This window comes from Nocardia sp. NPDC050413, assembly GCF_040655475.1.
Taxonomy (GTDB): domain Bacteria; phylum Actinomycetota; class Actinomycetes; order Mycobacteriales; family Mycobacteriaceae; genus Nocardia; species Nocardia coubleae.
The window spans coordinates 219,546-243,659 of record NZ_JBFAJZ010000006.1; the positions used below are offsets into that span (position 1 = coordinate 219,546).

20 protein-coding genes are annotated in these 24,114 nt (G+C 69.9%); 14 read left to right on the forward strand and 6 right to left on the reverse strand.

All coding sequences use genetic code 11. The annotated features are described in order from the left end of the window. Positions 1-51: 51 nt before the first annotated feature. Positions 52-1,248: an FHA domain-containing protein gene (locus AB0I19_RS17460; protein WP_357149848.1), complete on the reverse strand. Its 1,197-nt coding sequence runs from the start codon at positions 1,246-1,248 to the stop codon at positions 52-54. 116 nt (positions 1,249-1,364) lie between these two features. Between AB0I19_RS17460 and AB0I19_RS17465 the strand changes: the two genes are divergently transcribed. Continuing rightward, positions 1,365-2,006 carry a TetR/AcrR family transcriptional regulator C-terminal domain-containing protein gene (locus tag AB0I19_RS17465; protein WP_357149851.1) on the forward strand — a complete coding sequence of 214 codons (642 nt, stop codon included), beginning with the start codon at positions 1,365-1,367 and terminating at the stop codon, positions 2,004-2,006. Next, the gene (locus tag AB0I19_RS17470) at positions 2,003-2,638 is read left to right on the forward strand and encodes a GNAT family N-acetyltransferase (protein WP_357149854.1); all 636 of its coding nucleotides are present in this window, start codon (positions 2,003-2,005) and stop codon (positions 2,636-2,638) included. The genes AB0I19_RS17465 and AB0I19_RS17470 overlap by 4 nt, the downstream gene beginning before the upstream one ends. A 399-nt stretch (positions 2,639-3,037) precedes the next feature. Here the strand turns inward: AB0I19_RS17470 and AB0I19_RS17475 are convergent, their stop codons facing one another. Together AB0I19_RS17475 and AB0I19_RS17480 are read right to left on the reverse strand one after the other, a co-directional pair. Next, positions 3,038-4,597 carry a glycerol-3-phosphate dehydrogenase/oxidase gene (locus tag AB0I19_RS17475; protein WP_357149857.1) on the reverse strand — a complete coding sequence of 520 codons (1,560 nt, stop codon included), beginning with the start codon at positions 4,595-4,597 and terminating at the stop codon, positions 3,038-3,040. Between the two features lie 18 nt (positions 4,598-4,615). Next, positions 4,616-5,209, reverse strand: a complete 594-nt coding sequence (locus tag AB0I19_RS17480) for a TetR/AcrR family transcriptional regulator (RefSeq protein ID WP_067642397.1) — start codon at positions 5,207-5,209, stop codon at positions 4,616-4,618. Positions 5,210-5,403: 194 nt separating this feature from the next. Here AB0I19_RS17480 and AB0I19_RS17485 point away from each other — a divergent pair, with 194 nt between their 5' ends. Then, positions 5,404-7,032, forward strand: a complete 1,629-nt coding sequence (locus AB0I19_RS17485; protein ID WP_357149861.1) for an FAD-binding oxidoreductase — start codon at positions 5,404-5,406, stop codon at positions 7,030-7,032. Continuing rightward, the gene (locus tag AB0I19_RS17490; RefSeq protein WP_357149864.1) at positions 7,029-7,979 is read left to right on the forward strand and encodes a diacylglycerol kinase family protein; all 951 of its coding nucleotides are present in this window, start codon (positions 7,029-7,031) and stop codon (positions 7,977-7,979) included. Before AB0I19_RS17485 ends, AB0I19_RS17490 begins: the two co-directional genes overlap by 4 nt. Positions 7,980-8,093: 114 nt before the next feature. Here the strand turns inward: AB0I19_RS17490 and AB0I19_RS17495 are convergent, their stop codons facing one another. Then, entirely contained in the window at positions 8,094-8,723 is a 630-nt protein-coding gene (locus AB0I19_RS17495; protein ID WP_357149867.1) for an AAA family ATPase, read from the reverse strand. Positions 8,724-9,138: 415 nt separating this feature from the next. On the opposite strand from AB0I19_RS17495, the gene AB0I19_RS17500 reads away from it, so the two are divergent. The 10 genes from AB0I19_RS17500 to AB0I19_RS17545 all read left to right on the forward strand — a co-directional run bounded on the left by AB0I19_RS17500 (position 9,139) and on the right by AB0I19_RS17545 (position 21,840). Next, a complete protein-coding gene (locus tag AB0I19_RS17500) occupies positions 9,139-11,817 on the forward strand; it encodes a valine--tRNA ligase (RefSeq protein WP_357149870.1) in 2,679 nt (892 codons plus the stop codon). Positions 11,818-11,951: 134 nt separating this feature from the next. Further along, positions 11,952-13,322, forward strand: coding sequence for a folylpolyglutamate synthase/dihydrofolate synthase family protein (locus tag AB0I19_RS17505; RefSeq protein ID WP_357150159.1), 1,371 nt, complete (start codon positions 11,952-11,954; stop codon positions 13,320-13,322). Positions 13,323-13,366: 44 nt separating this feature from the next. Next, positions 13,367-13,765 carry a DUF4233 domain-containing protein gene (locus tag AB0I19_RS17510; protein WP_067642365.1) on the forward strand — a complete coding sequence of 133 codons (399 nt, stop codon included), beginning with the start codon at positions 13,367-13,369 and terminating at the stop codon, positions 13,763-13,765. Positions 13,766-13,811: 46 nt separating this feature from the next. Next, on the forward strand, positions 13,812-14,228 hold the full coding sequence (ndk, locus tag AB0I19_RS17515; RefSeq protein ID WP_067486226.1) for a nucleoside-diphosphate kinase: 417 nt from the start codon (positions 13,812-13,814) through the stop codon (positions 14,226-14,228). A 496-nt stretch (positions 14,229-14,724) separates the two neighbouring features. Beyond that, the gene (locus AB0I19_RS17520) at positions 14,725-17,856 is read left to right on the forward strand and encodes a translation initiation factor IF-2 N-terminal domain-containing protein (protein ID WP_357149874.1); all 3,132 of its coding nucleotides are present in this window, start codon (positions 14,725-14,727) and stop codon (positions 17,854-17,856) included. A gap of 232 nt (positions 17,857-18,088) precedes the next feature. Then, a complete protein-coding gene (gene rplU, locus AB0I19_RS17525) occupies positions 18,089-18,400 on the forward strand; it encodes a 50S ribosomal protein L21 (protein ID WP_067486230.1) in 312 nt (103 codons plus the stop codon). Between the two features lie 22 nt (positions 18,401-18,422). Further along, positions 18,423-18,689, forward strand: a complete 267-nt coding sequence (gene rpmA / locus AB0I19_RS17530; protein WP_067486232.1) for a 50S ribosomal protein L27 — start codon at positions 18,423-18,425, stop codon at positions 18,687-18,689. 138 nt (positions 18,690-18,827) lie between these two features. Next, on the forward strand, positions 18,828-20,291 hold the full coding sequence (gene obgE, locus AB0I19_RS17535) for a GTPase ObgE (protein WP_357149877.1): 1,464 nt from the start codon (positions 18,828-18,830) through the stop codon (positions 20,289-20,291). 111 nt (positions 20,292-20,402) lie between these two features. Continuing rightward, positions 20,403-21,518: a glutamate 5-kinase gene (gene proB, locus AB0I19_RS17540; protein WP_133734017.1), complete on the forward strand. Its 1,116-nt coding sequence runs from the start codon at positions 20,403-20,405 to the stop codon at positions 21,516-21,518. Between the two features lie 127 nt (positions 21,519-21,645). Continuing rightward, positions 21,646-21,840, forward strand: a complete 195-nt coding sequence (locus tag AB0I19_RS17545; protein WP_357149880.1) for a hypothetical protein — start codon at positions 21,646-21,648, stop codon at positions 21,838-21,840. A gap of 477 nt (positions 21,841-22,317) precedes the next feature. Here the strand turns inward: AB0I19_RS17545 and AB0I19_RS17550 are convergent, their stop codons facing one another. Both AB0I19_RS17550 and AB0I19_RS17555 read right to left on the reverse strand, forming a co-directional pair. Next, positions 22,318-23,721 (reverse strand): hypothetical protein, encoded by a 1,404-nt coding sequence (locus AB0I19_RS17550; RefSeq protein WP_357149883.1) that lies wholly within the window; start codon positions 23,719-23,721, stop codon positions 22,318-22,320. Beyond that, complete coding sequence (locus AB0I19_RS17555; RefSeq protein ID WP_067486241.1) at positions 23,721-24,092, reverse strand: hypothetical protein; 372 nt, start codon at positions 24,090-24,092, stop codon at positions 23,721-23,723. Before AB0I19_RS17555 ends, AB0I19_RS17550 begins: the two co-directional genes overlap by 1 nt. Positions 24,093-24,114: the final 22 nt, after the last annotated feature.

Consider the following 24,114-nt stretch of genomic DNA (forward strand, 5'->3'; position numbering starts at 1 on the left):
GCCCGTGGTGCACCACGCACGGGCGTCGGGATGGTCTCGGGCTCGCGGAGCTCAGACGCAGTAGGTCAGCAGGAAATCATTGATACGCAGGCGCCAGCCCGGCTGCAGTTCGATCGGGAGGGTGCCGACCCGCGACCACCGGTCGCTGTCGGGGGCGGCGAAATAGGTGCCGGAGGTGGCGGGCGCTTCGCGGACGAACACCTTGCCCCGGTCGGGATCGACGAAGGCATGAACCCGCGAGACCAGCCGATCGCGTTCGATCAGGATCGGCGTGGCCGCGGACTGGCGAACGGAATTGTCGCCGGAGGGGTTGCGGCCCAGCACATATGGCCGGTCGAGGGGATAGCTCAGTCCGTCCTCGGTGACCAAGGCGCCTCGCGGACTTGACGAATTGACCAGGTGCTCTTGGCTTTTGCGCAGCCCCACCGGCTCGGCACGCTTGGCGGCATCGATCGCCTGCGACCACGCCAGCGGTGCGTGCGCGGCGGGGGAATTGCGCGGACCGGTGCTCACGGTGGCGCCCTCACCGGAATCGGACCGACCACCCACGCTCACGGTCTCACCGTCCGGAATGCTCGTCACCGGCTCGTCGGCCACGGCGAAACCACTGGTCGACGGCTGGGCCGCGACGGGCTCGGCCTCGCTGCGCGGGCGCACCGCCTGGAAACCGGTGGCCTCGGTGGGTGGTGGTTCGTCGATCGCCTCCACCCGGCGCGGTGCGGGACCGCGACGACGGCCCAGGTTGAGTACGAAACCGTTGCCGTTGACGATGCCCGCGCGCAGGTCCGTCCGCGGGTTGGCGCTGGTCGGGTCGGCCATCTCGGCACCGATGGCGATGCGGCGGACCGGTTCGCGAATGATCTCGTCGACCCAGGTGAAGGCGCGATCCCCGGCCAGGCGGCGGTTGCCCTCGGCACCGGAGACCTCCGCGATCACGGTGCCGCGCAACAAGATCAGGATCCCGTCGGCGGTGGGAGCGAGGACACCGAACGGCGGTGGCGCCGACGCGCCGCCGAACACCACCCCGGCGAGCCGCTGGGCGAGTGCCGCACCGGGTGCCGAGGCTGTGGTGTTGAGCGCGACGGTCTCGACCGCTCCGAGTAACCGGTCGGTCGACGGTGTCTCGCCGGCCAGATAGACCACGACATCGCCGAACCGAGCGACGATTCCGGTACCGGGCACGATTGCCACGGTGGACGAATGCGCGCGCATCAACGCCTCCTTGTCGGACGGGGTCACTGCCAGCATAGAGGGACACGGCGGGCTCGGAAGCGGGTTGTCGCAGGCTTCGCAAACTGACCGGACGGTCTCGCGAACATTGTTCGTCGCAAACGACGTTCGGGTGGCGAGTAGGATTACCTGCCATGAATGCCGCACCCGTCAGTCGCCGGGCCAGACCGGCGAAAGCTCCACTGAGTCGTGACATCGTCATCGAGACCGGATTGCGCATCCTCGACTCCGAGGGATCGGCCGCGCTCACCATGCGCCGGGTGGCGCAGGAACTCGATACCGGTGCCGCCTCGCTCTACGTCTACGTCGCCAATCGCGACGACCTGATGACGGGCATGCTCGACCACGTCCTGGCCGCCGTACCGACACCCACCCACGGCGACTGGCGCGAGCGCCTGGAAACCCTCGTCACCTCGGCCGTCGACGCGCTCGGCCGCCACGAAGGTCTCGCGCTCGTCGCGTTCGCCCGGTCCACCGGTCGCGCGCTCGGGCTGATCGAGCAGTTGCTCGGCCTGCTGCGCGAGGGCGGGCTCGACCCGGCCCGGGCCGCCTGGGCCGTCGACCTGCTGTACCCGCACATCACCGCCGCGGCCGCCGAGCGCGCCGTCTACGACGACACGACCGTCTCGCGCCGCCTCGCCGACCTGCCCGCACGGCGCTACCCGAACATCACCGCCGCCCGCGAGCACCTGGCGGGCGACGCCGCCGCCCGCACCCGGTGGGCACTGAACGCGCTGCTCAACGGCATCCTCACCACCCCCGTGGAGGTGCGATGACCGGCCTCGAGCACGTACCCGCACTGGTTACCGGCTACGCCATCGCACCGGACGACCCCGTCCAGCGCCGCGAGCCGGCCAGGGTCGGCGAACTCGTCCGGCCGGGCGGACCGATCCGGCTCGCCCGCGAACGAGATATCGCCACGCTGCAGGAGATCGAACGACGCGCCGGTGCGCCGTTCGCCGAGATCGGCATGGTCGCCGTCGCCGAGGACGAACCGCCGTCGGCGGAACTGCTGCGCGAGTTCCTCGTCGGCGAACGCGCCTGGGTATGGCCCGATGCGCAGGACGAACCGATCGGTTATCTGCTGCTCGGCATCATCGACGGGCAACCGCACATCGACCAGGTGTCGGTCGACCCCGCCTTCGCCGGTCTGCGGATCGGCAAGAGCCTGATCGACCACGCCGTCACCTGGGCGAAATCCCAGGGCCTGCACGAACTCACCCTCACCACCTTCACCGAGGTCCCCTGGAACGGTCCCTACTACGAGCGGCTCGGCTTCACCTACATCCCGGTCGACGACGAACCACCTGGTCTGCGCGCCGTCCGCGCCGAGGAATCCGCCAACGGCCTCGACGAATGGCCGCGCGCGTGCATGCGCGTGGACCTGACGGGCTGGGTCTACGACTGACCCGTCGTTGGGGTCCGAGTCGGTGGTGCCGGCCCGCACCACCAGTCGCCACCCGTCCGCCGCCGCTGCGTCCAGGCGGCGGGTGTGCGACTGTCCTGCGCCCTATTCGCAATGCGTGGCCTTGCGCCGACCCTGGCTCCTCGAGTCGGTGTAGCGGTCGAAGGCACAGGCCGCGCTGGGGTGCCGACGTGTCCCTACGGCCGACTGCGACTCATCCGAAGGCTTACACCGCGCGGGGCCGAGTCTCCGAAGTGCAGGTGCCGGGCGCGGTTTGCGGATCAGCGTTCGCACGCCGAGCCGAATTGGCCACGCAGCACCTGCGGCCCCGAGGTGGCCGGCTGCCTGTGGTCGCTTTGTGCCGGGCTACGCGGTCGAAGGCCGCTTCCGGAGTCGGGCGGCTTACGAGCGACGTCCGATGATCGCGGCGTTGCGGGCGAGGGCGGCTTCGGCGGCCGGGGTCGCGGCGGCGCGGTCGGTGGGGACCAGGCCGATGCGGGTGCGGCGGTCGAGGAGATCGTCGACCGTTTCGGCGCCCTCGTGGGTGATGGCGAAGTCGAATTCGGCGGCGGTGACGTCGATTCCGGGGGCGACGGGTTCGGCGAGGGCCGGGTCGGCCAGCCAGGCCGAGACGATGGCGCCCGCTTCGTGCCCGTAGCGCTCGATCAGGACCGGTGGGGCGTCGATGCGGTCGCGCGCCGCGCCGGACACCGCGCCGACCAGCGGGAGGCGGGTGGTGCGGCAGGGCGCGGCCGACAGGCCCGCATGCGCGATTGCGGCGTCGATCGCGTCCTGCGCCATGCGCCGGTAGGTGGTGAGCTTGCCGCCGACGACGGTGATGAGCCCGTCGGGTGCGGTCAGCACGGCGTGCTCGCGGGAGATGTCGGCGGTGCTGTCGTCGGCGGTCTTCAGCAGGGGCCGCAGCCCGGCGAAGCGGCCACGGATGTCCTTGCGTGTCAGCGGTTCCCGCAGCGCGGTGTTGATGGTGTCGAGCAGGAAGTCGACCTCGGCTTCGGTGGGCTGGGGTTCGTCGGGGATCGGCCCGGGGGCGTCCTCGTCGGTGAGACCGAGATAGACGCGGCCGTGGGCGGCGGGCAGGGCGAACACGAAGCGGCTGATGCTGCCGGGCACGGGCACCGTGAGTGCCGCGCTGAGCCCACCGAATGCGGCGGCGTCGAACACCAGGTGGGTGCCGCGGCTCGGGCGCAGTTCGATGCTGCTGTCCACCTCGCCCGCCCACACGCCGGTCGCGTTGACGACGGCGCGGGCCCGAACGGTCAGCTCCTCGCCGCTTCGCGTATCGCGCAGTCGCACCGAATTGCCGTCGGCGGCAACGGCTTCCATGCGCGTGAGCACGGTCGCGCCCGCACCGGCCGCCGTCCGAGCCAGGGCGACGACGAGGCGGGCGTCGTCGACGAGCTGCCCGTCCCACGCCTGCAATCCGCCGCGCAGGCCGTCACGGCGCACGGTCGGCGCCAGCCGCAATGCCTCCGCGGCGGCGACCTTTCGCGATCGCGGCAGGATCGCGGCCCGGGTGCGCGCGGCCACCCGCAGCGCGTCACCGGCGGCGAAACCGGCACGGATCAGCGAACTCTGAGCCGCACCCATACCGGGCAGCAACGGAACGAGCTGGGGGAGCGGGCGCACCAGATGGGGTGCCGTGGTGCGCAGCAGGATGCCGCGTTCGACCGCGCTCTCGTGGGCGATGCCGACCCGCCCGCTCGCCAGGTAGCGCAACCCGCCGTGCACGAGCTTGGAACTCCAGCGGCTCGTGCCGAACGCGAAGTCGTCGCGCTCCACCAGCAGGGTGCGCAGGCCGCGCGCGGCGGCGTCGAGCGCGGCACCGGCACCGGTGACACCCGCGCCGATCACCACCACATCCACCTCCGGGTGGTCGCCGAGCGCGGCGAGGTCGGCGGTGCGGCGAGCCGCGTCGAGCGCGGTGGGTGAATCAGCAGTCATCACAATCCTTGTCGGGGTTCAGGGAAGCAGGTAACCCTCGATCGCCCTCGCCAGCTCGGTGTCGAACTGCGCGCCCTCGAGCAACGGCGCCATCGTGCCCGCCGACTGCACCGCCGACTGGGCGATGAGCAGCAGCATGGCGGCCAGCTGCTCGGGCTCGCCTGCCCGGATCGACCCGTCTTCCTGGCCGATCCGGATCGCGGTGGCGAACAGTTCGATGAGCGTGCGCTGATTGCGTCCCAGCCTGCCGAACACGTAGGTGAGCATGAGGTCGGTGTCGGTGCGGAAGATCTTGGCGAACACCGCGTTGGCCCGCACCGCCGCCGCGCCCGCCACGATGCCGCGCACCAGCCGGTCGAGGCCGAGGCCGGTGTCGGGCATGGTCTCGGCGACGATGGTGCGCAGTTCGCGCACCAGCAGTTCCGCGATCAGCGAGCCGGTGTCCGGCCACCGCCGGTACACCGTCGGCCTGCTGACACCGGCGCGGCGTGCCACTTCGGTGAGCGTGGTGCGGCGCACCCCGAAATCGACGACGCAGGCCCGCGCGGCATCGAGAATCGCCATATCGGTAGGCGAAAGCCGCTGGTCGGCTCGAGCCGCGAGGTCGATCATCCTGTACACCCCCATGGTGTTCGACGGCGCCGTGATGAGGCGCCGTGGTCTGGCCGGAACGCCCAAGGGTATCGAGCGCGCCGGTGGGTTCGTCGCCGCGAATTCGCGGCAGTGACATCCGACAACTGGGTAGAGGCCGACTCGAGGAGAACTCGTGTAGTTACTGCTTGACACTATATGTCAGGATGTAACGCATGGTCGAGTTGAACAGCGAAATGTCCGGATCGACGGCCGAACGGCCGAGTATGGTGTGGGACGCCTGGGGTGTGCCCGCCGGACATCAACCCCTGTCGGCGCAGATCCGCGGCCTGCTCACCCAGGTCTTCGGGATCTCCGGTGAGCCGGCGGCACGACGCGACGAGGGCGACGTGCCGCTGGTCGCGAGCACGCTCGCCGCCACCACCCGCGCGGACCTCGCTGCCCTGGTCGGTGCCGAGCACGTCAGCACCGACGACATCGACCGGCTGCGGCACGCGGGCGGCAAGAGCACCCTCGACCTGCTGCGCCGCCGCGACACCCGCCCCCAGGACGCACCCGACGCGATCGTCGCGCCCGCCGACCACGACGCGGTGCTGGCCGTACTGCGGTACTGCTCCGCGCACGGCATCGCGGTGGTGCCCTTCGGTGGCGGCACCAGTGTGGTCGGCGGCGTCGACCCGGTGCGCGGTCGATTCCCCACCGTGATCGCGCTCGACCTGCGCAGACTCGACACCCTCACCGAGGTGGACGCGGTGAGTGGCACGGCCACCCTCGGTGCCGGGCTCACCGGGCCGCAGGCGGAGAAACTGCTTGCCACACACGGTCTTTCGCTCGGGCATTTCCCGCAGAGTTTCGAATTCGCCACCATCGGCGGGTTCGCCGCGACCAGGTCGTCGGGGCAGGCGTCGGCGGGTTACGGCCGCTTCGACGACATGGTCCAGCGACTGGTGGTCGCCACCCCGCAGGGCACTCTCGATCTCGGCCGCGCGCCCGCCTCGGCGGCCGGGCCCGACCTGCGTGAACTGTTCGTCGGGTCCGAGGGGACGCTCGGCGTGATCACCTCGGTCACCGTGCGGGTGCACCCGATCCCCGAAACCACCGCCTACCAGGCCTGGTCGTTCCCCGACTTCGCCACCGGCGCGGCCGCCCTGCGCACCGTCGTACAGACGGGTGCGGCGCCGACGGTGCTTCGCCTGTCCGACGAGGCCGAGACCGGCCTGAACCTGGCCCGCTCGAGCGATATCGGCGGCGCGCCGGTCTCCGGCTGCCTTGCGGTGACGACCTTCGAGGGCACCGCCGCCCATGTCGCGGCCCGCAGCGCCGAAGCGAGCGAACTGCTCAGCGCCGCCGGCGGAACCGCGCTCGGGACCGCCCCGGCCGAACAGTGGGAACACGGCCGTTTCGCCGCGCCCTACCTGCGTGACGCCCTGCTCGATGTCGGGGTGCTGTGCGAGACGCTGGAAACCGCGACCAGCTGGTCGAACCTGGCGAACCTGAAGGCGAAAGTGACTGCCGCGCTGTCGGATTCGCTCACCGCCCAGGGCACGCCCGCGCTGGTGATGTGTCACATCTCGCACACCTACCCGACCGGTGCGTCGCTGTACTTCACCGTTGTGGCCAAGCAGCTCGAGGATCCGATCGCGCAGTGGCGCGTCGCCAAGACCGCCGCGGGCGACGCCATCATGGCGGCCGGTGCCACCATCACCCACCATCACGCCGTCGGCGCCGACCACCGTCCGTGGATGGGCGCCGAGGTCGGTGACCTGGGCGTACAGGTGCTGCGGGCGGTGAAACACGAACTCGACCCCGCAGGCGTGCTGAATCCTGGAAAGCTGGTGCCGTGAAACAGCATTCGGTACAGCGATTATTGCTCGTCACCAACCCGCACTCCGGTGCCGGTCGCGGCGACGGTGTCGCCGAGGCGGTCCTGGCGGTAGCCCTGGCCGGTGGCGTCGAGGTCGCACAGGTGCGGGCGCCGAGCGCGGCGGAATCGGTGGAGCAGGTGGCCGCCGCGATCGCCGACCCGGCCAGGCGGCCCGACGCGGTCGTCTGCGTGGGCGGTGACGGTCTGATGAACGTGCTGCTCGCCGCCGTCGCCCACACCGGCGTGCCGCTCGGGCTGGTCCCCGCGGGCACGGGCAACGACCTCGCCCGCGAACTCGGCATTCCCACCGGCGACCCGCGCGCCGCCGCCGAGATCGTGCTGCGCGGTCGCACGAAGATCATCGATCTGGGCCGTATCGAATCCGCCGGTGCCACGCCCACCTGGTTCGCCACCATCGTCGGCGCCGGTTTCGACGCGCGAGTCACCTTGCGCGCCAACGCGATGCGCCGCCCGCGTGGACCGCTGCGCTACACCTTCGCGGCCGCCGCCGAACTCATGCGCGGCTACACGCTGCCGTTCCAGATCGAGATGTCGGGTCTGGCGCCCGGCGCGCTCGACAACCCCGACGACGCGCACGCGGTGATCTACACCGACGCCGTGATGACGCCCATCGGCAACACCCGCACCTACGGCGGCGGCATGCTGGTGTGTCCCGAAGCCCTGCCCGACGACGGCTACCTCGACATCACAGTGGTCGGCGCGGTCTCGCGACTCGAGATGGCGCGCCTGCTGCCCGCCCTGTCGGCGGGCAAGCGCATCGATCACCCCTCGACCAAGCGGTACCGCGCCCGCCGCATCACCGTCACGGCGTCGGGTGGGTACGCCACCGCCGACGGTGAACCGGCGGGCACCCTTCCCGTCACGGTCCAGGCGATGCCGGGTGCACTGACGGTGCTGGTGCCCTGACCCGGACGAGTGGCGTCGGCACCCGGTGACCGGTGTCACCATCAGGCACGACGGGTCCCGGTTCGGTGCCGTCGACGATGCCTGTGGTCGGCACCGTCGACCCGGCGAGCACGATCAGGCGGGCGGCGCGAAGGTGATCCGGGAGATCTCGGTGAGGGTGGGACGGTCGACGACGACGACCGACGATGCGGGTAGCGGTCGGGCGTCGAGGTCGCGCATCAGGCGCTCCCAGCGGCGGCAGTGGGCGCCGAAGGCGACGATGTTCACCCGCCTGCCGCGGGTGACCTGACCGCGCCTGGCCTGGGTGGCGGGCACATCGATCAGCACCATGTGCACCTCGCGCTCACCCGAGCGCGCCCACCGCGCGATCAGGCGACGGCTCCAGGCGAACGTCGCGCAGTCGTGGATGGCGACCGGTCCGTCGGCGACCAGCAGCGCCGCGCGGATCGCCCGGTAGTGCGCCAGGTGCACCAGCGGACGCCACAGGGGATAGGGGACCCGGCCCAGCCGGTGCCGCAATCTGTTGCGGGCGTGGTTGGAATCGAGCACCAGCGCACCCGCTGCCGTCCGCACCGGCAGCTCCGCGTTCGGGTCGGCGCCGAAAAAGCGGTGCAGCGCAGTGGATTTCCCCGCGCCGGGTACCCCGGCGAAAATCAGCACCGCCGTGGCGGGGTAGCGCAATTCGTCGACGTGGTCCGCGCGTAAGTCCAGCAGTGCGACGGGAATGACGGTCCGGGACGGCACGGATCGATCGGCGGGAGGGGAGCTGGCATCGAGCGGAGGCGTCACCCTCTCCAGAATCCGGGAAAACAGACAATTCGGCAATCGGTGAACACCCTGAGTTCGCGTCGACCGGCCTGTCGGACAACAGTTTCCGCGTGTCGATGGAGACACTCACAAACCTCGCCGACCACCGCTTGGAAGAATCTGAGAATTGGCTATGTATTCGAGGAGCGGCCGAAAATCGCCGGTAGAGTCGACCGCGAGAGGCGAAGTCTTCGGTGTCCCTCATCCACCGAAGTCTTCGCCTCTGTTTTGTTGGAGCGCCGGCGCGAACCGCCGCTGCGCGGCGGACCCTCCTCGAGGTCGGGTCGTGCGGGGCTGGGACTGGGGGTGAGGCGGGGGAAACCCGGTTGTCCGGTCCCCTTAGGATTGGGGCGTGACCAGCGCAGCCCCAGACAACTCGCGTAATCGTGCCGATGCCCTGCCCAAGAGCTGGAATCCCAGTGAGGTAGAGGCCGACCTGTACGAGGGCTGGGTAGACGCCGGGTACTTCACCGCCGACGCCACCTCGGCCAAGCCCGCGTACTCCATCGTGCTGCCGCCGCCGAACGTCACCGGCACCCTGCACATGGGGCACGCGCTCGACCACACCCTCATGGACCTGCTCACCCGCCGCAAGCGGATGCAGGGGTACGAGGTGCTGTGGCTGCCGGGCATGGACCACGCGGGCATCGCGACCCAGACCGTGGTGGAGAAGCAACTCGCCGTCGACGGCAAGAACAAAGAGGACTTCGGTCGCGAGCTGTTCATCGACAAGGTGTGGGACTGGAAGCGCGAGTCCGGCGGCCAGATCCAGGGGCAGATGCGCCGCCTCGGTGACGGTGTCGACTGGAGCCGTGACCGGTTCACCATGGACGACGGGCTCTCGCGCGCCGTGCAGACCATCTTCAAACGGCTCTACGACGCGGGCCTGATCTACCGCGCCGAGCGCCTGGTGAACTGGTCGCCCGTGCTGCAGACCGGCATCTCCGACCTCGAGGTCGACCACAAGGAGGTCGACGGCGAGCTCGTGAGCATGCGCTTCGGCTCCCTGAACGACGACGAACCGCACGTCATCGTGGCAACCACCCGGGTGGAGACGATGCTCGGTGACACCGCCGTCGCCGTCCACCCGGCCGACGAGCGGTACAAGGCCCTGATCGGCACCACGCTGTACCACCCGATCACCGGTCGTCAGATCCCGATCGTCGCCGACGACTACGTCGACCCGGAGTTCGGTTCCGGCGCGGTGAAGATCACCCCCGCCCACGACCCCAACGACTTCGAACTCGGCCTGCGCCACGGCCTGCCGATGCCGACGATCATGGACAAGGCTGGCCGGATCGCCGACACCGGAACGGAATTCGACGGCATGGACCGTTTCGAGGCGCGGGTGAAGATCCGCGAACGCCTCGAGGCCGAGGGCCGCATCGTCGGGCGCAAGTACCCCTACAAGCATCAGGTCGGTCACTCGGAGCGCTCCGGCGAGCCGATCGAGCCGCGCCTGTCGATGCAGTGGTGGGTCAAGGTGGACACCCTCGCCAAGGCCGCGGGCGACGCGGTGCGCGACGGTGACGTGAAGATCCACCCGGCCAGCCAGGAACCGCGCTGGTTCGACTGGGTCGACAACATGCACGACTGGTGCATCTCGCGTCAGCTGTGGTGGGGCCACCGCATCCCGATCTGGTACGGGCCCGAAGGCGAGATCGTCTGCCTCGGCCCGGACGAGCAGGCCCCCGAGGGCTGGGTGCAGGACCCCGACGTGCTCGACACCTGGTTCTCCTCGGGTCTGTGGCCGTTCTCCACGATGGGCTGGCCCGACGCCACCCCCGAGCTGGCGAAGTTCTATCCGACCAGCGTGCTCGTCACCGGCTACGACATCCTGTTCTTCTGGGTGGCCCGGATGATGATGTTCGGCATGTACGTCAGCGACGACCCGGTGCTGACGGCGGGCAAGGGCGACCAGAAGCAGGTTCCGTTCCAGGACGTGTTCCTGCACGGCCTGATCCGCGACCAGCACGGCAAGAAGATGTCGAAGTCGCGCGGCAACGGCATCGACCCGCTGGACTGGATCAACGCCTACGGCGCCGACGCGCTGCGCTTCACCCTCGCCCGCGGCGCCCAGCCCGGCGGCGACCTCTCGGTCGGTGAGTCGCACGCGCTCGCCTCGCGCAGCTTCGTCACCAAGCTGTTCAACGCCACCAAGTTCGCGCTGATGAACGGTGCACGCACCGGCGATCTGCCCGCGCGCGACACGCTCACCGACGCCGACCGCTGGATCGTCGACCGGCTCGACCAGGTCCGCGCCGACGTCGACGCCGCGTTCGACGCCTACGAGTTCGGCAAGGCCTGCGAGGCGCTGTACCACTTCGCCTGGGACGAGTTGTGCGACTGGTACCTGGAACTGTCGAAGGTGCAGTTCGCCGAGTCCGATGCGCGCGCCGAGAGCACCTCGGTGGTCCTCGGCAATGTGCTCGACGCGGTGCTTCGCCTGCTGCATCCGGTGATCCCGTTCGTCACCGAGACCCTCTGGAAGGCGCTCACCGGCGGTGAGTCGGTGGTGGTCGCGCCGTGGCCGCAGGCCAGTGGCGTCGACGCCGACGAGCGGGCCGCCCAGCGGGTCGCCGACGCACAGCGGCTCATCACCGAGATCCGGCGCTTCCGTGGCGATCAGGGCCTGGCCGACAAGCAGAAGGTGAAGGCCACGCTGGTCGGCATCGAGGAAGCCGGACTCGCCGGCTTCGCGGCGTCGGTGGCGAACCTGGCCCGCCTGACCGAACCCGGTGACGACTTCGCGACCACCGCCGAGGTGGAGGTCCGCCTGTCCACGGGCACGGTGACCGTCCAGCTCGACACCTCCGGCGCCATCGACCTCGACGCCGAAAGGCGCAGGCTGGAAAAGGATCTCGCGGTCGCGCAGAAGGACCTCGACCAGACCACCGCCAAACTGGCCAACGAGGCGTTCCTGGCCAAGGCACCGCAGCAGGTGGTCGACAAGATCACCGGTCGCCGCGATGTGGCCACCGCGGAGGTCGCCCGGATCAGCGCGCGCCTGGCGGAGCTGAGCGCCAAGTGAGCGACATCGGCCCCGACGACGGCGATCTCGGCCCCGACGACGGCGATCTCGGCCCCGAGAACGCGGGCTTCGGCGGCGACGACTACCGCCCGGCCCAGCTCGGCACCGGTCCGTCGCCGGTCGAGCTGGCCGAAATGGCGTTGGTGGAGGCCGAACTCGACAAACGCTGGCCCGAAACCAAGATCGAGCCGTCGCTCACGCGCATCAGCACGCTGATGGATCTGCTCGGCAACCCGCAGCACAACTACCCGGCCATCCACATCGCGGGCACCAACGGCAAGACCTCGGTGACCAGGATGATCGACGCGCTGCTCACCGCCCTGCACCGGCGCACCGGCCGGATCACCAGCCCGCACCTGCAGCTGGCGACCGAGCGGATCAGCATCGACAACGCGCCGATCAGCCCCGCCCGGTACGTGGAGACCTACCACGAGCTCGCGCCGTATATCGACATGATCGACCAGCGCTCCGCCGAGTCGGGCGGCCCGGCGATGAGCAAGTTCGAGGTGCTCACCGGCATGGCCTACGCCGCGTTCGCCGAGGCACCCGTCGACGTGGCCGTCGTCGAGACCGGCATGGGCGGTGCCTGGGACGCCACCAACGTGATCGACGGCCAGGTCGCCGTCATCACCCCGATCGGCCTGGACCACACCGAGTACCTCGGCCCCGACCTCGAGTCGATCGCCAAGGAAAAAGCGGGAATCATCAAGCGCGCCAAGGAAGCTCTGGTTCCGGTCGACACCGTCGCGGTGATCGCCGAACAGGCCCCCGAGGTGATGGACGTGCTGCTGCGCCGGGCCGTGGAGGCCGACGCGGCGGTCGCGCGCGAAGGCGCGGAGTTCCGGCTGCTGGAACGGGCCGTCGCGATCGGGGGCCAGCTGCTGACCCTGCAGGGGCTCGGCGGCGTCTACGACGAGATCTTCCTGCCGTTGCACGGCGAACACCAGGCCCGCAATGCCGCCCTCGCGCTGGCCGCCGTCGAGGCGTTCTTCGGGGCGGGTGCCGAGCGTCAGCTCGACATCGAGGCCGTGCGCGCCGGATTCGCGGCCGTCACCAGTCCCGGCCGGATGGAACGGATGCGCAACGCGCCGACCATCTTCGTCGACGCCGCCCACAACCCGGCGGGCGCGCAGGCGCTGGCGAACACGCTCACCGGCGAATTCGACTTCCGCAAGCTGGTCGGTGTGGTCGCCGTCCTCGGCGACAAGGACGCGGCGGGCATCCTCGACGCCCTGGAACCGGTGTTCGACGAGATCGTCGTCACCAGCAACGGGTCACCGCGCGCCATGGACGTCGACACCCTCGCCGACCTGGCCGTCCAGCGCTTCGGCGACGAACGCGTGATCACCGCCGACACCCTGCCCGACGCCCTGGAATCGGCGATCGCCCTGGCCGAACAGGCAGGCGACGACGGCGATGTGATCTCGGGTGCGGGCGTGATCGTCACCGGATCGGTGGTCACCGCCGGCGCCGCCCGCGCCCTGTTCGGGAAGGGGCCGGCGTGAGTGGTCAGCCGGAAAACGACGCGAGCACGCCGAACGGATCGAGCATGAGTGAGGTACCCCCACCCGCTACCGATCCCTGGAAGGGTTTCCGAGGGGTGATGGCCGGGACGCTGATCCTCGAGGCGATCGTGGTGTTGCTGGCGTTGCCGGTCGTCGGTTCGGTCGGCGGCGGGGTGACCTGGTTCTCGGGCACCTATCTGGTGGTCCTGGCGCTGCTGATGATCCTCGGCGCCGGATTGCAGCGGAAGCCGTGGGCCATCCCGTTCAACCTCGGGCTGCAGGTCCTGGTACTGGCGGGAACGTTCATCCACCTGTCGATCGGGATCATCGGGCTGGTGTTCGCGGCCGTGTGGGCATTCATCCTGCTGCTGCGCGCCGACGTGCAACGACGCATGGACGCCGGGTTGTTGCCGAGCCAGCGGATGCGGCGGACCCAGTCCTGAACGGGGTCGTTCGGCGTAGACGCCTACCCGACGCTAGGGTTAGCGCGTGACTGAGCAGACGTTGGTACTCATCAAGCCGGACGGTGTCTCCCGTGGCCTCGTCGGCGAGGTCCTGGCGCGCATCGAGCGCAAGGGCCTCACCATCAAGGCGCTGGAGCTGAAGAACGTGTCCGCCGAACTGGCGGGCGAGCACTACGCCGAACACGCCGAGCGGCCGTTCTTCGGTTCGCTGATCGAATTCATCACCTCCGGCCCGGTCGTCGCTGCCGTGCTCGAGGGCCCGCGCGCGATCGCCGCGTTCCGTCAGCTCGCCGGTGGCACCGACCCGGTCGAGAAGGCCGTCCCCGGAACCATCCGCGGCGACTTCGGTCTCGAGACCCAGTACAACCTCGTTCACGGCTCCGACTCGCCCGAGTCCGCCAAGCGTGAGATCGCGCTCTGGTTCCCCGAATTCCCTGCTTGACCGTGCTGTCCTCGCTCGTCGCGTCCGGTTCGGGCGCGACGGGCTCGAGTGACGGTTCCGCGCGCGAGTTGCGCCGATGGCGATCACCGCGCGAACCATATGGGATACTGAAGACGGATGTGTTCGATACCGATGTCATCGAAGCCCCACCAGGGCGGTCGGTGACAGCCTGACGCGCAGGTACGCGGCAGCGGCGACGGACATGACCGGATGACACCGCAGTTGGATGCCGATCATCGCTGCCATGGACAACCCTGTTGCTGGGGTTGCCGGGCACGCTGGATGAGCGCCTCAGCGCGCGGCGTCACGCCGTACAGCCAGGCGCCGCGTGACCGGTTGGCCCGCCAGATGATCGATTCCAGGCGCGACCGGATACGCGGGGCGAGACCAGATGACCCTCGTACCATCGGGTACGAGGTGCACGGACGATGCCCCCGCGCCGGCCGCGTCACTCCCGTACCGGGGATGGACGCGCCCGGGGGCCCGAGGAGACTTCGTGGCCGAACAAGAGCCGCTGGACACAACACAACAGGATGCCGATCAATTGCCGGAGCGAATTCGAGTTCATGCACTGGCCAAACGACTGGGAGTGACCAGCAAGCGCATCCTGGCCAAATTGGCCGAGCTGGGCGCCGAGGCGCGCAGCGTGCAATCCAATGTCGACCGAGCGGTCGCCGAGACCGTACGCGACGCGATCGCCGCCGCCGACGCCGAAACCGGCGAACCCCCGGCACCCGCCCCGACCACCAGGGGTAGGAAGAAAGCCACCGCACCCGTCGCCGAGCAGCCGGCCGACCCGACCACCACCTTGTTCTCCGCGCCCGAGGTCGCGCGCCCCGACGAGGTGTTCGCCCCGATGGCCGACGACGCCCACACCGGGCTGTTCACGCACCGGGCGACCGAGGAACCGGCTCCCGAACCGGTGGCCTTCGAGGCGCCCTCGGTCGGCATGCCGCTGTTCCTGCCGCCCGACGCGAGCGCCGCCGAAGAGGCGCGCAAGCGCCGTCGCGCCGAACGCGCGCCCAAGAAGGTGGAAGAGCCCGTCGAGGAGCCCGAGGCGCTCGACGAGACCGAGGCCACCGACCAGTCCGGTGACACCGATACCGACTCCGACAGCGACAACGACGCCGACGGGCAGCCGCGCCGCCGTCGTCGTGGGCGCCGTGGTCGCGGTCGCGGCCGTGGCGAGCAGTCCGCCGACGGCGAGGACAACGACTCCGACGACCACGACACCGAGGACGAGCCGGCCGCCGAGCAGCCCGCCCCGGCCGAGGCCGAGCAGTCCGACGACACCGACGAAGACGACGACAACCAGCCCGAGGGCGCGAGCCGCCGCCGTCGGCGCCGTCGTCGTCGCAAGGTCGGCGGGGAGTCCGCCGAGACCGACGCCGCCGCCGAGGACGACCCGCCGAACACGGTCGTGCACGAGCGCGAGCCGCGCAACAAGAGCCGCAGCCGGGCCGGTGCCTCCGACGAGGTGCAGGGCATCTCCGGTTCCACCCGCCTGGAAGCCAAGCGTCAGCGCCGCCGCGACGGCCGCGACGCGGGCCGCCGCCGTCCGCCGATCCTCACCGAGTCGGAGTTCCTCGCCCGTCGCGAGGCCGTCGACCGGGTGATGGTCGTGCGCGAGAAGGCGTTCGACCCGGCCGAACACGCACCGGGCCACCAGACCACCACGCAGGTCGCGGTGCTCGAGGACAACATCCTCGTCGAGCACTTCGTGACCAGCTCCGGTCAGGCATCGATGGTCGGCAACGTGTACCTGGGCAAGGTGCAGAACGTGCTGCCGAGCATGGAGGCCGCGTTCATCGACATCGGCCGCGGCCGCAACGGTGTGCTCTACGCCGGTGAGGTGAACTGGGAGGCCGCCGGTCTGGGCGGCAAGGAACGCAAGATCGAGCAGGCGCTCAAGCCGGGCGACACCGTGCTGGTCCAGGTCTCCAAGGACCCGGTCGGCCACAAAGGCGCGCGTCTGACCACCCAGATCTCGCTCGCCGGTCGCTTCCTGGTGTACGTGCCGGGTGGCACCTCCACCGGGATCAGCCGCAAGCTGCCCGACACCGAGCGCAAGCGGCTCAAGGAGATCCTGCGCGAGATCGTGCCCGCCGACGCGGGCGTCATCATCCGCACCGCCTCCGAAGGCGTGAGCGAGCCCGAGCTCGCGCGCGACGTGGAACGGTTGCAGGCCACCTGGCGCACCATCGAAGAGGCCTCGAAGAACGCGGCCAAAGACGTGCCCAAGGCTCTCTACGAAGAGCCGGACATGCTGGTGAAGGTCATCCGCGACCTGTTCAACGAGGACTTCGCCAAGCTGGTCATCGAGGGCGAGCGCGCGTGGAGCACCGTCGAGAACTACGTGCGAACCGTCGCCCCCGACCTGCTGCCGCGGGTGAACCGGCACGAGAACAACGGTGTCGACGTGTTCGACGCCTACCGCATCGACGAGCAGCTGGCCAAGGCGCTCGACCGCAAGGTGTGGCTGCCCTCGGGCGGCACCCTGGTGATCGACCGCACCGAGGCGATGACCGTCGTCGACGTCAATACCGGCAAGTTCACCGGTTCCGGGTCCTCGAACCTCGAGGAGACCGTCACCAAGAACAACCTGGAAGCGGCCGAGGAGATCGTGCGCCAGATGCGGCTGCGCGACATCGGCGGCATGATCGTCGTCGACTTCATCGACATGGTGCTCGAGTCCAACCGCGATCTGGTGCTGCGCCGCCTCACCGAGGCGCTCGGCCGCGACCGCACCCGCCACCAGGTGTCGGAAGTCACCTCGCTGGGCCTGGTCCAGATGACGCGCAAGAAGCTGGGCACCGGCCTGGTCGAGGCGTTCTCCACCACCTGTGAGCACTGCCACGGCCGCGGCATCCTCGTGCACTCCTACCCGGTCGATTCCGGGTCGGGCATCGAGGAACCGCGCGGCAAGGAGAGTGGTTCGCGGCGTCGTCGCGGCAAGGACAAGGACCGCGACGCCAAGCCCGCCCAGGCGGCGGCTCCGGCCACCAACGGCACCGCGCCGGTCGCCGAGCCCGACGAGGAGGACATCGCCGTCAAGCGGGCCCACCCGGTCGCGCTGGCGATGGCCGCCCACCACGGCGACGAGGACGGCGAGACAGTGCCGGCCGAGGTCGAGACCGAGCAGCAGGCGCCCGAGCCGACCCGCTCGCGCTCCCGGTCCCGGTCGCGGCGGTCCAACCGCGCCGCGCAGACCGAGACCGCGATCGACAGCCCCGCGCTGACCGGGGTCGTCCCGGCAGAGGACGAGGTGGTCGAGGAGGTCGTCGTCACGCCTGCCCCGGCCGACGAGGCGCCGACGGTCGAACCCGTCGAATCGTCTTCGCTCGCCCAGGAACCCGTCGAGGAGCCCGCCGCTCCCGTCGCCGAGGAACCCGCACCGGTGGCCGAGGAACCGGCCGCCCGGGCGCCGCGTAGGCGTCGTGTAGCCCGTTCGACGGCGGCTCCGGCCGCCGACAGCGCGGGCGCGGTGTTCGTCGTCTCGGCGAACGAGCAGCCGCCCGCGGCAGCTGTCGTGGACTTCGACGCCGAACCCGTCGTCGTCCCGCAGCGCAAGCCGCGCAGGCGTGCGGTGGCCCGTCCGGCGGGCGCGCCTGCGCCGGAATCGAACTGAGGTGACGTCCCCCGATTCGGCCCTGACCGGCCGAATTGGGGGACGGCATACCGTTCTGGTAACCTAGGTCGGTCGCTGCCCAGCGATTGGGCATCCGGCCGGACGGCCGGGTGATACCGCAGGCAGGCAGCTAACGTTCTTCCCCCGCACGTGCGGGGATGAGCCCAGGAATACGCGTCGCAGCTGCGGCGTGGACATGTGCAGGACCAACGTGAGTGGAGGAAGCCGACCGATGGCAGCGTACGCAATCGTCAAGACCGGCGGAAAGCAGTACAAGGTCGCGGTCGGTGACCTGGTGAAGGTCGAGAAGATCGAGGGCAAGCCCGGCGACGCCGTGGCCCTGACCCCGGTTCTCGTCGTCGACGGCGCCGATCTGACCACCGATGCCGACAAGCTGGCCAAGATCTCCGTGGCCGCCGAGGTCGTCGATCAGACCAAGGGTCCGAAGATCCGGATTCACAAGTTCAAGAACAAGACCGGCTACCACAAGCGCCAGGGTCACCGTCAGCCGCTGACGGTCATCAAGGTCACCGGCATCAAGTAAGAATTCCCGAGGAGACGAAGCAATGGCACATAAGAAGGGTGCATCCAGCTCCCGGAACGGTCGTGATTCGAACGCCCAGCGCCTCGGCGTGAAGCGCTTCGGCGGCCAGAAGGTCAGCGCGGGCGAGATCCTCGTCCGTCAGCGCGGAACCCACTTCCACCCCGGCGTGAACGTCGGCCGTGGTGGCGACGACACCCTGTTCGCCCTCGCGGCGGGCGCGGTCGAGTTCGGCACCAAGCGTGGCCGCAAGACCGTCAACATCGTTGTCCCGGAGCCGGTCCAGGCCTGACCGCCTGGAGCGTCAGCTCCCCACGGACACCAGAGCGGGTCAGGGTTTCCCTGACCCGCTCTGTCGTGTTCGTAGACTTTCACTACAAAACCGGACACCTTACCGAAAACGACAAGTCAGAAGGAGGAGGATCAACCCATGTCCAAATTCATCGACCGCGTCGTGCTGCATGTTCGTGCCGGTAGAGGTGGACACGGTTGTGCCTCGGTGCACCGTGAGAAGTTCAAGCCGCTCGGCGGTCCCGACGGGGGCAACGGCGGCAACGGTGGCGATGTGATCCTCGAGGTCGACGCCAACGTGCACACCCTGCTCGATTTCCACTTCCATCCCCACGCCAAGGCGGGCAACGGCAAGCCGGGCGAGGGTGGCAACCGCGACGGCAAGCAGGGCACCGACCTGGTGCTGCAGGTGCCCGACGGCACCGTCGTTGTGGACAGCGACGGCAAGGTCGTGGTCGACCTCGTCGGCGTCGGCAACCGGTTCATCATCGCCCGTGGTGGTCGTGGTGGGCTCGGCAACGCCTCGCTGGCGTCCAAGGCGCGCAAGGCGCCCGGTTTCGCGCTGCTCGGTGAGGAGGGCGAGGAAACCGATCTCGTCCTCGAGCTGAAGTCGGTCGCCGACGTCGGTCTGGTCGGGTTCCCCTCGGCCGGTAAGTCGTCGCTGGTCTCGGTGCTCTCGGCCGCGAAGCCGAAGATCGCCGACTATCCGTTCACGACGCTCGTGCCGAACCTCGGCGTGGTGCAGTCCGGCGACACCACCTTCACCGTCGCCGACGTGCCGGGCCTGATCCCCGGCGCCAGCCAGGGGCGCGGCCTCGGACTCGACTTCCTGCGCCACCTGGAACGGTGCGCGGTGCTCGCCCACGTCGTCGACTGTGCGACCCTCGAACCCGGTCGCGACCCCGTCTCCGATGTCGACGCGCTCGAGGCGGAACTCGCCGCGTACAAGCCCGCGCTCTCCGGTGACGAGAGCCTGGGCGATCTGGCCGATCGCCCGCGCGTGGTCATCCTGAACAAGACCGACGTCCCCGACGGCAAAGAGCTCGCAGAGATGGTGACGCCCGAGTTCACCGCCCGCGGCTGGCCGGTCTTCGAGATCTCGGCCGTGAGCCGCGCCGGTCTGCGCCCGCTGACCTTCGCGCTGGCCGACATGGTCCGCCAGTACCGCGAAGACCACCCCAAGGCGGCGCCCAAGCGTCCGATCATCCGCCCGATCGCGACCGACGAATCCGGTTTCAGCGTGATCGCCGATCCGCAGGAACCCGGCGGTTTCATCGTGCGCGGTACCCGGCCGGAACGCTGGATCCGCCAGACCGATTTCAACAACGACGAGGCCGTGGGCTACCTGGCCGACCGGTTGGCTCGTCTCGGTGTCGAGGCGGAGCTGGTGAAGCAGGGTGCCGAACCCGGCTGCCCGGTGACCATCGGCGAGGTGACCTTCGAGTGGGAGCCGCAGATCTCGGCCGGTGTCGACATGCAGCCGACCGGACGCGGCACCGACCTGCGGCTCGAGAACAACGAGCGGGTCGGCGCGGCCGAGCGCAAGCTCGCCTCGCAGGCGCGGCGTGGTCTGCTCGACGAGAACGGTGAACGGAAGAGTTGACGGTGGTGTCGCGCCCGGCGAAATTCGCTGTCGGGCGCGACGAGTCGGTCGGCATACTGCGGTAGGGCTCCTGCGAGCCCGTCGACGACGATTCGTGCAGGGAGTTGGGCGATGCAGGTGGGTTCGGAGCTGAGTCAGGGGCGGGCCGCGATCGTGTCGGCGCGCACCGTGGTGGTGAAGATCGGTTCGTCGGCTCTCACCAGCCTCGAAGGCGGTCTCGACACCGGTCGGCTCGATCTGCTCGCCGATGCCGTCGAAGCGCGGATGCGCGCCGGGTCCGATGTGGTCGTCGTGTCCTCGGGTGCCATCGGCGCCGGGCTCGCACCGTTGGGCCTGTCGAAGCGGCCCAAAGACCTGGCGACCAAACAGGCCGCGGCCAGTGTCGGCCAGCTCGCCCTGGCACACGCCTGGGGAACCTCGTTCGCCCGCTACGGTCGCACCGTCGGCCAGATATTGCTCTCCGCGGACGATTTCGCCCGCCGGGAGCACCATCGCAACGCGCAGCGCACCCTCGACCGGTTGCGTTCCCTCGGTGCGGTCGCGGTGGTCAACGAGAACGACACCGTCGCCACCGAGGAGATCCGTTTCGGTGACAACGACCGCCTCGCCGCCCTCGTCGCCCACCTCGTCGGCGCCGACGCCCTGATCCTGCTCTCCGATGTGGCCGGCCTCTACGACGGCGACCCGCGCAAGGGGCCCGCCAATTTCATTCCCGAGGTGCGCGGCAGTGCCGACCTCGACGGCGTCATCGCGGGCAGCGGTGGTGCGCTCGGCACCGGCGGCATGGCCTCCAAACTGTCGGCCGCCCGCCTCGCCGCCGACGCGGGCATCCCCGTCCTGCTCGCCTCGGCCGCCGAAGCCGCGACCGCCCTCTCCTCGGGTACCGTCGGCACCGCCTTCGCCGCCCGCCCTGTCCGCCTCTCCGGTCGCAAGTTCTGGGTCCGCCACGCCGCCGACACCCGCGGCGCCGTCCTGCTCGACGACGGCGCCGTCGCCGCCGTCGCCGAACGCCGCTCCCTGCTCGCCGCGGGCATCACCGGCCTGCGCGGTCGCTTCTTCGGCGGCGACGTGGTCGACCTCGTCAGCCCCACCGACGAGGTCATCGCCCGAGGCGTCGTCGAATACGACAGCACCGAACTGTCCACCATGCTCGGCCGCTCGACCACCGACCTCCCCGAAACCATGCAGCGCCCGGTCATCCACGCGGATGACCTGGTCAAGGTGTGAGCGTCCCGGCCTCGACCGGCAAGCAGTCGGAGCTGAGCCGCGGCGATGTGGTTCTCTCGGTGAATCGCGCTCTGTGGCACGAGGTTCGGCTGCGGTCAGGGCGGTGTTCTGCAAGGCGGAAGACGGCGTGATCTCCATCAGGTTCGTCGTCGAGGGAGCGATCACCGACGACGATCGCGATTCGACCAGCTGTGTAGCCGCCGAAGTCATCGCGGACTTTCCGGATCACCGGGTGGACGAGCGTATCGAACGCTTGGATCCGCCGACGAGGGTCACCATGCCTCCGGATTGGCACGTCGTCTTCCATCGGCGTGAACGCTGATCGACTTCGGCATACACGCCGACGACCTCCGGCGCATGCGGCGAACGTGCCGTCGACGACAGGCGGAAACCCGGCCCCGATGGCCGGCGGCGACCTCCTGAGCGGCGTTGGACAGACCCCGCCGCCGCGCACCCACGCTGACCACATCGGTTGCGCGCCGTGTTGGTCGCGCACCACGCTGGCAGTGTGACCGGCGCTGATCTCGTCGGCTGACCACCCGGCGGACCGCAGCACCCACGCTGATCGGTCTGACTGCACCGACCGAGACGCCTAGGGTGCAGTTCCGATGTCAGCCCCGGCCGCTCGTCCTCGCTGAGTTCGGTCTGCTCGTTATCGTCCTCGGCCAGTCCTGAAGCAGTACGGCCTGTCCTGCAGGCGTCGACCTATCGAGTCGATGCCTGAATCGCTGGGAGGGCATCCCGTTGGGCTAGGTCGGCGGGACGGGACCGGGTGCATTCCCGGCCGGATGCGCCGACTTTATCGTTGCGGCGGGATGACACCCGGCTGGTCCAGGCCGCCCGGGGGTTGCGGCGGTGGGGTGGATTGGGGTGGTTCGGCGCCGGGGACGGGGCCTGTTACGCCGGGTTGGCCACCGGGGTCGGACATGTCGGGGCCGTTCTGGGGTGGTGCGGGTGCGACCGGAGGAGTGTTGGTGTCCGGGCCGGTCGGGTTGGAGTCCTGCTGAGTGGGCGGTGACGGGGGCTCGCTCGGCGGTGCAGGGTTCTGGCTCGGCGGCGCGGGTGCTTCGCTCGGCGGTGCCGGGTTTTCCGCCTGTGGCGGAGCAGGATTCGTCGGAGGTGCCGGCGGCTCGCTGGACGGGACGGGATTCTCGCCGGGCGGCGCCGGGAGCTCGCTCGTTGGGGCGGGGCTTTCGCTGGGCGGTGCCGGGAGTTCCGCGGTGGGGGAAGGACTTTCGCTCGGCGGTGCCGGGAGTTCGCTCGTCGGGGCGGGGCTCTCGCTGGGCGGTGCCGGGAGTTCTGTGGTGGGGGAGGGGCTTTCGCTCGGCGGGACCGGTGGCTCGCTCGTCGGCGTAGGGCTTTCGCTGGGCGGTGCCGGAAGTTCGGTGGTCGGAGCGGGGCTTTCGCCGGGCGGTGCCGGGAGTTCGGTGGTCGGAGCGGGGCTTTCGCTGGGGGTAGCGGGGTTGGGGCTCGACGGTGTGGGCTCGCCAGGCGGCGCCTGGTTTTCGGTCGGCGCTGGTGGTTCGGTGGAAGGTGCCGGGGGCGCGGGGTTTTCGGTGGTGGGGGCGGAGTTGTTCGGGTTGGCGGGTGCCGGGGTTTCGGGGTTCTGCGGGGTGGCCTCGGCAGGGGGAGCGCCGTTGGTGCGGGGCGGGTTGTCCAGTGGGACAGGGGAATCCGCAGCGGGGATGGGAAGGGCGGGGACGCCGGTTCCGGCCAGGGAGTAGGCGGGCTTGTAGATCATGTTCATGGCCAGGAGCGCTTCCTGGCGCAACGCCTCGGCCGCCATCTGCGCGTCGATGACATCCGCGGCAGCCAGCAGACGGGCGATGGTGCCGATCGGACCGGAGTCGCCGGGGGCGACCACCGCCAGTTTCACCGCCTCGGCGGCCGCAGCCACCCCACCGAGGCGGGTGCCGACTTCCGCCATCACGGCGGCCAATTCGTCGATGGCGGCGGCGAAGCTGCGGGTGCTCGCGGCGGCGGCTTCGGCGGCCGCGCCTTCCCATCCCGCCTCCTCCATCACCTGGTCGGCGTTGGCCTTGGCGACGGGAAGGGTGACGAGGGCGGCGGCGGTTTCCAGCCAGGCCATCGAGGCGCCGAGGATCTCGCCCGCGTCGATCTGCTGGGTGCGGGCATAGATCTGCTCGTGCGGCATGGATTCGAAATGTTCCATCGCACTGATGTAGGTGGGATCAGTACTCATCAGTGCACCCGCGTATCGATGGCGCGCAGCGCGGCGGCCGCGGCGGCGTCGGCTTCGTCGTAGAGGCCTGCGCTGAGCAGGAACGCCTCACGCATCCGGTAGGCCGCTTCGATGTAGCGATCGAGCAGATCGGCGGCGTCGCGCGCCTTGTGGGCGAAGCCGGCCTGTAATTGCTGTGCGGAGACGAAACCACCGAATCCGCCTGCCTCGGCGGCGTTTTCGAGGTCGTGGCGTAACTCGGCGAGCCGGTCGGCCTGCTGTGCGTAGAGATCGGCACACCGGCGCGCGGCCTCGGGATCGAATTTCACCGTCCCCGCCGCGGCGGCGCTGCGGAACCGGGAGATCTCGGCTCGGCTGCTCTCGATCGTCATCGCGTCTCCCCTCCAGATCAAG

Excerpts from the sequence above, each read along its gene's own strand:
- AB0I19_RS17460 (WP_357149848.1), bottom strand. The coding sequence starts at position 1,248 with ATGCTGGCAGTGACCCCGTCCGACAAGGAGGCGTTGATGCGCGCGCAT.
- AB0I19_RS17465 (WP_357149851.1), top strand. The coding sequence starts at position 1,365 with ATGAATGCCGCACCCGTCAGTCGCCGGGCCAGACCGGCGAAAGCTCCA.
- AB0I19_RS17470 (WP_357149854.1), top strand. The coding sequence starts at position 2,003 with ATGACCGGCCTCGAGCACGTACCCGCACTGGTTACCGGCTACGCCATC.
- AB0I19_RS17475 (WP_357149857.1), bottom strand. The coding sequence starts at position 4,597 with ATGACTGCTGATTCACCCACCGCGCTCGACGCGGCTCGCCGCACCGCC.
- AB0I19_RS17480 (WP_067642397.1), bottom strand. The coding sequence starts at position 5,209 with ATGATCGACCTCGCGGCTCGAGCCGACCAGCGGCTTTCGCCTACCGAT.
- AB0I19_RS17485 (WP_357149861.1), top strand. The coding sequence starts at position 5,404 with ATGGTCGAGTTGAACAGCGAAATGTCCGGATCGACGGCCGAACGGCCG.
- AB0I19_RS17505 (WP_357150159.1), top strand. The coding sequence starts at position 11,952 with ATGGCGTTGGTGGAGGCCGAACTCGACAAACGCTGGCCCGAAACCAAG.
- AB0I19_RS17510 (WP_067642365.1), top strand. The coding sequence starts at position 13,367 with ATGAGTGAGGTACCCCCACCCGCTACCGATCCCTGGAAGGGTTTCCGA.
- rplU (WP_067486230.1), top strand. The coding sequence starts at position 18,089 with ATGGCAGCGTACGCAATCGTCAAGACCGGCGGAAAGCAGTACAAGGTC.
- rpmA (WP_067486232.1), top strand. The coding sequence starts at position 18,423 with ATGGCACATAAGAAGGGTGCATCCAGCTCCCGGAACGGTCGTGATTCG.
- obgE (WP_357149877.1), top strand. The coding sequence starts at position 18,828 with ATGTCCAAATTCATCGACCGCGTCGTGCTGCATGTTCGTGCCGGTAGA.
- proB (WP_133734017.1), top strand. The coding sequence starts at position 20,403 with ATGCAGGTGGGTTCGGAGCTGAGTCAGGGGCGGGCCGCGATCGTGTCG.
- AB0I19_RS17550 (WP_357149883.1), bottom strand. The coding sequence starts at position 23,721 with ATGAGTACTGATCCCACCTACATCAGTGCGATGGAACATTTCGAATCC.
- AB0I19_RS17555 (WP_067486241.1), bottom strand. The coding sequence starts at position 24,092 with ATGACGATCGAGAGCAGCCGAGCCGAGATCTCCCGGTTCCGCAGCGCC.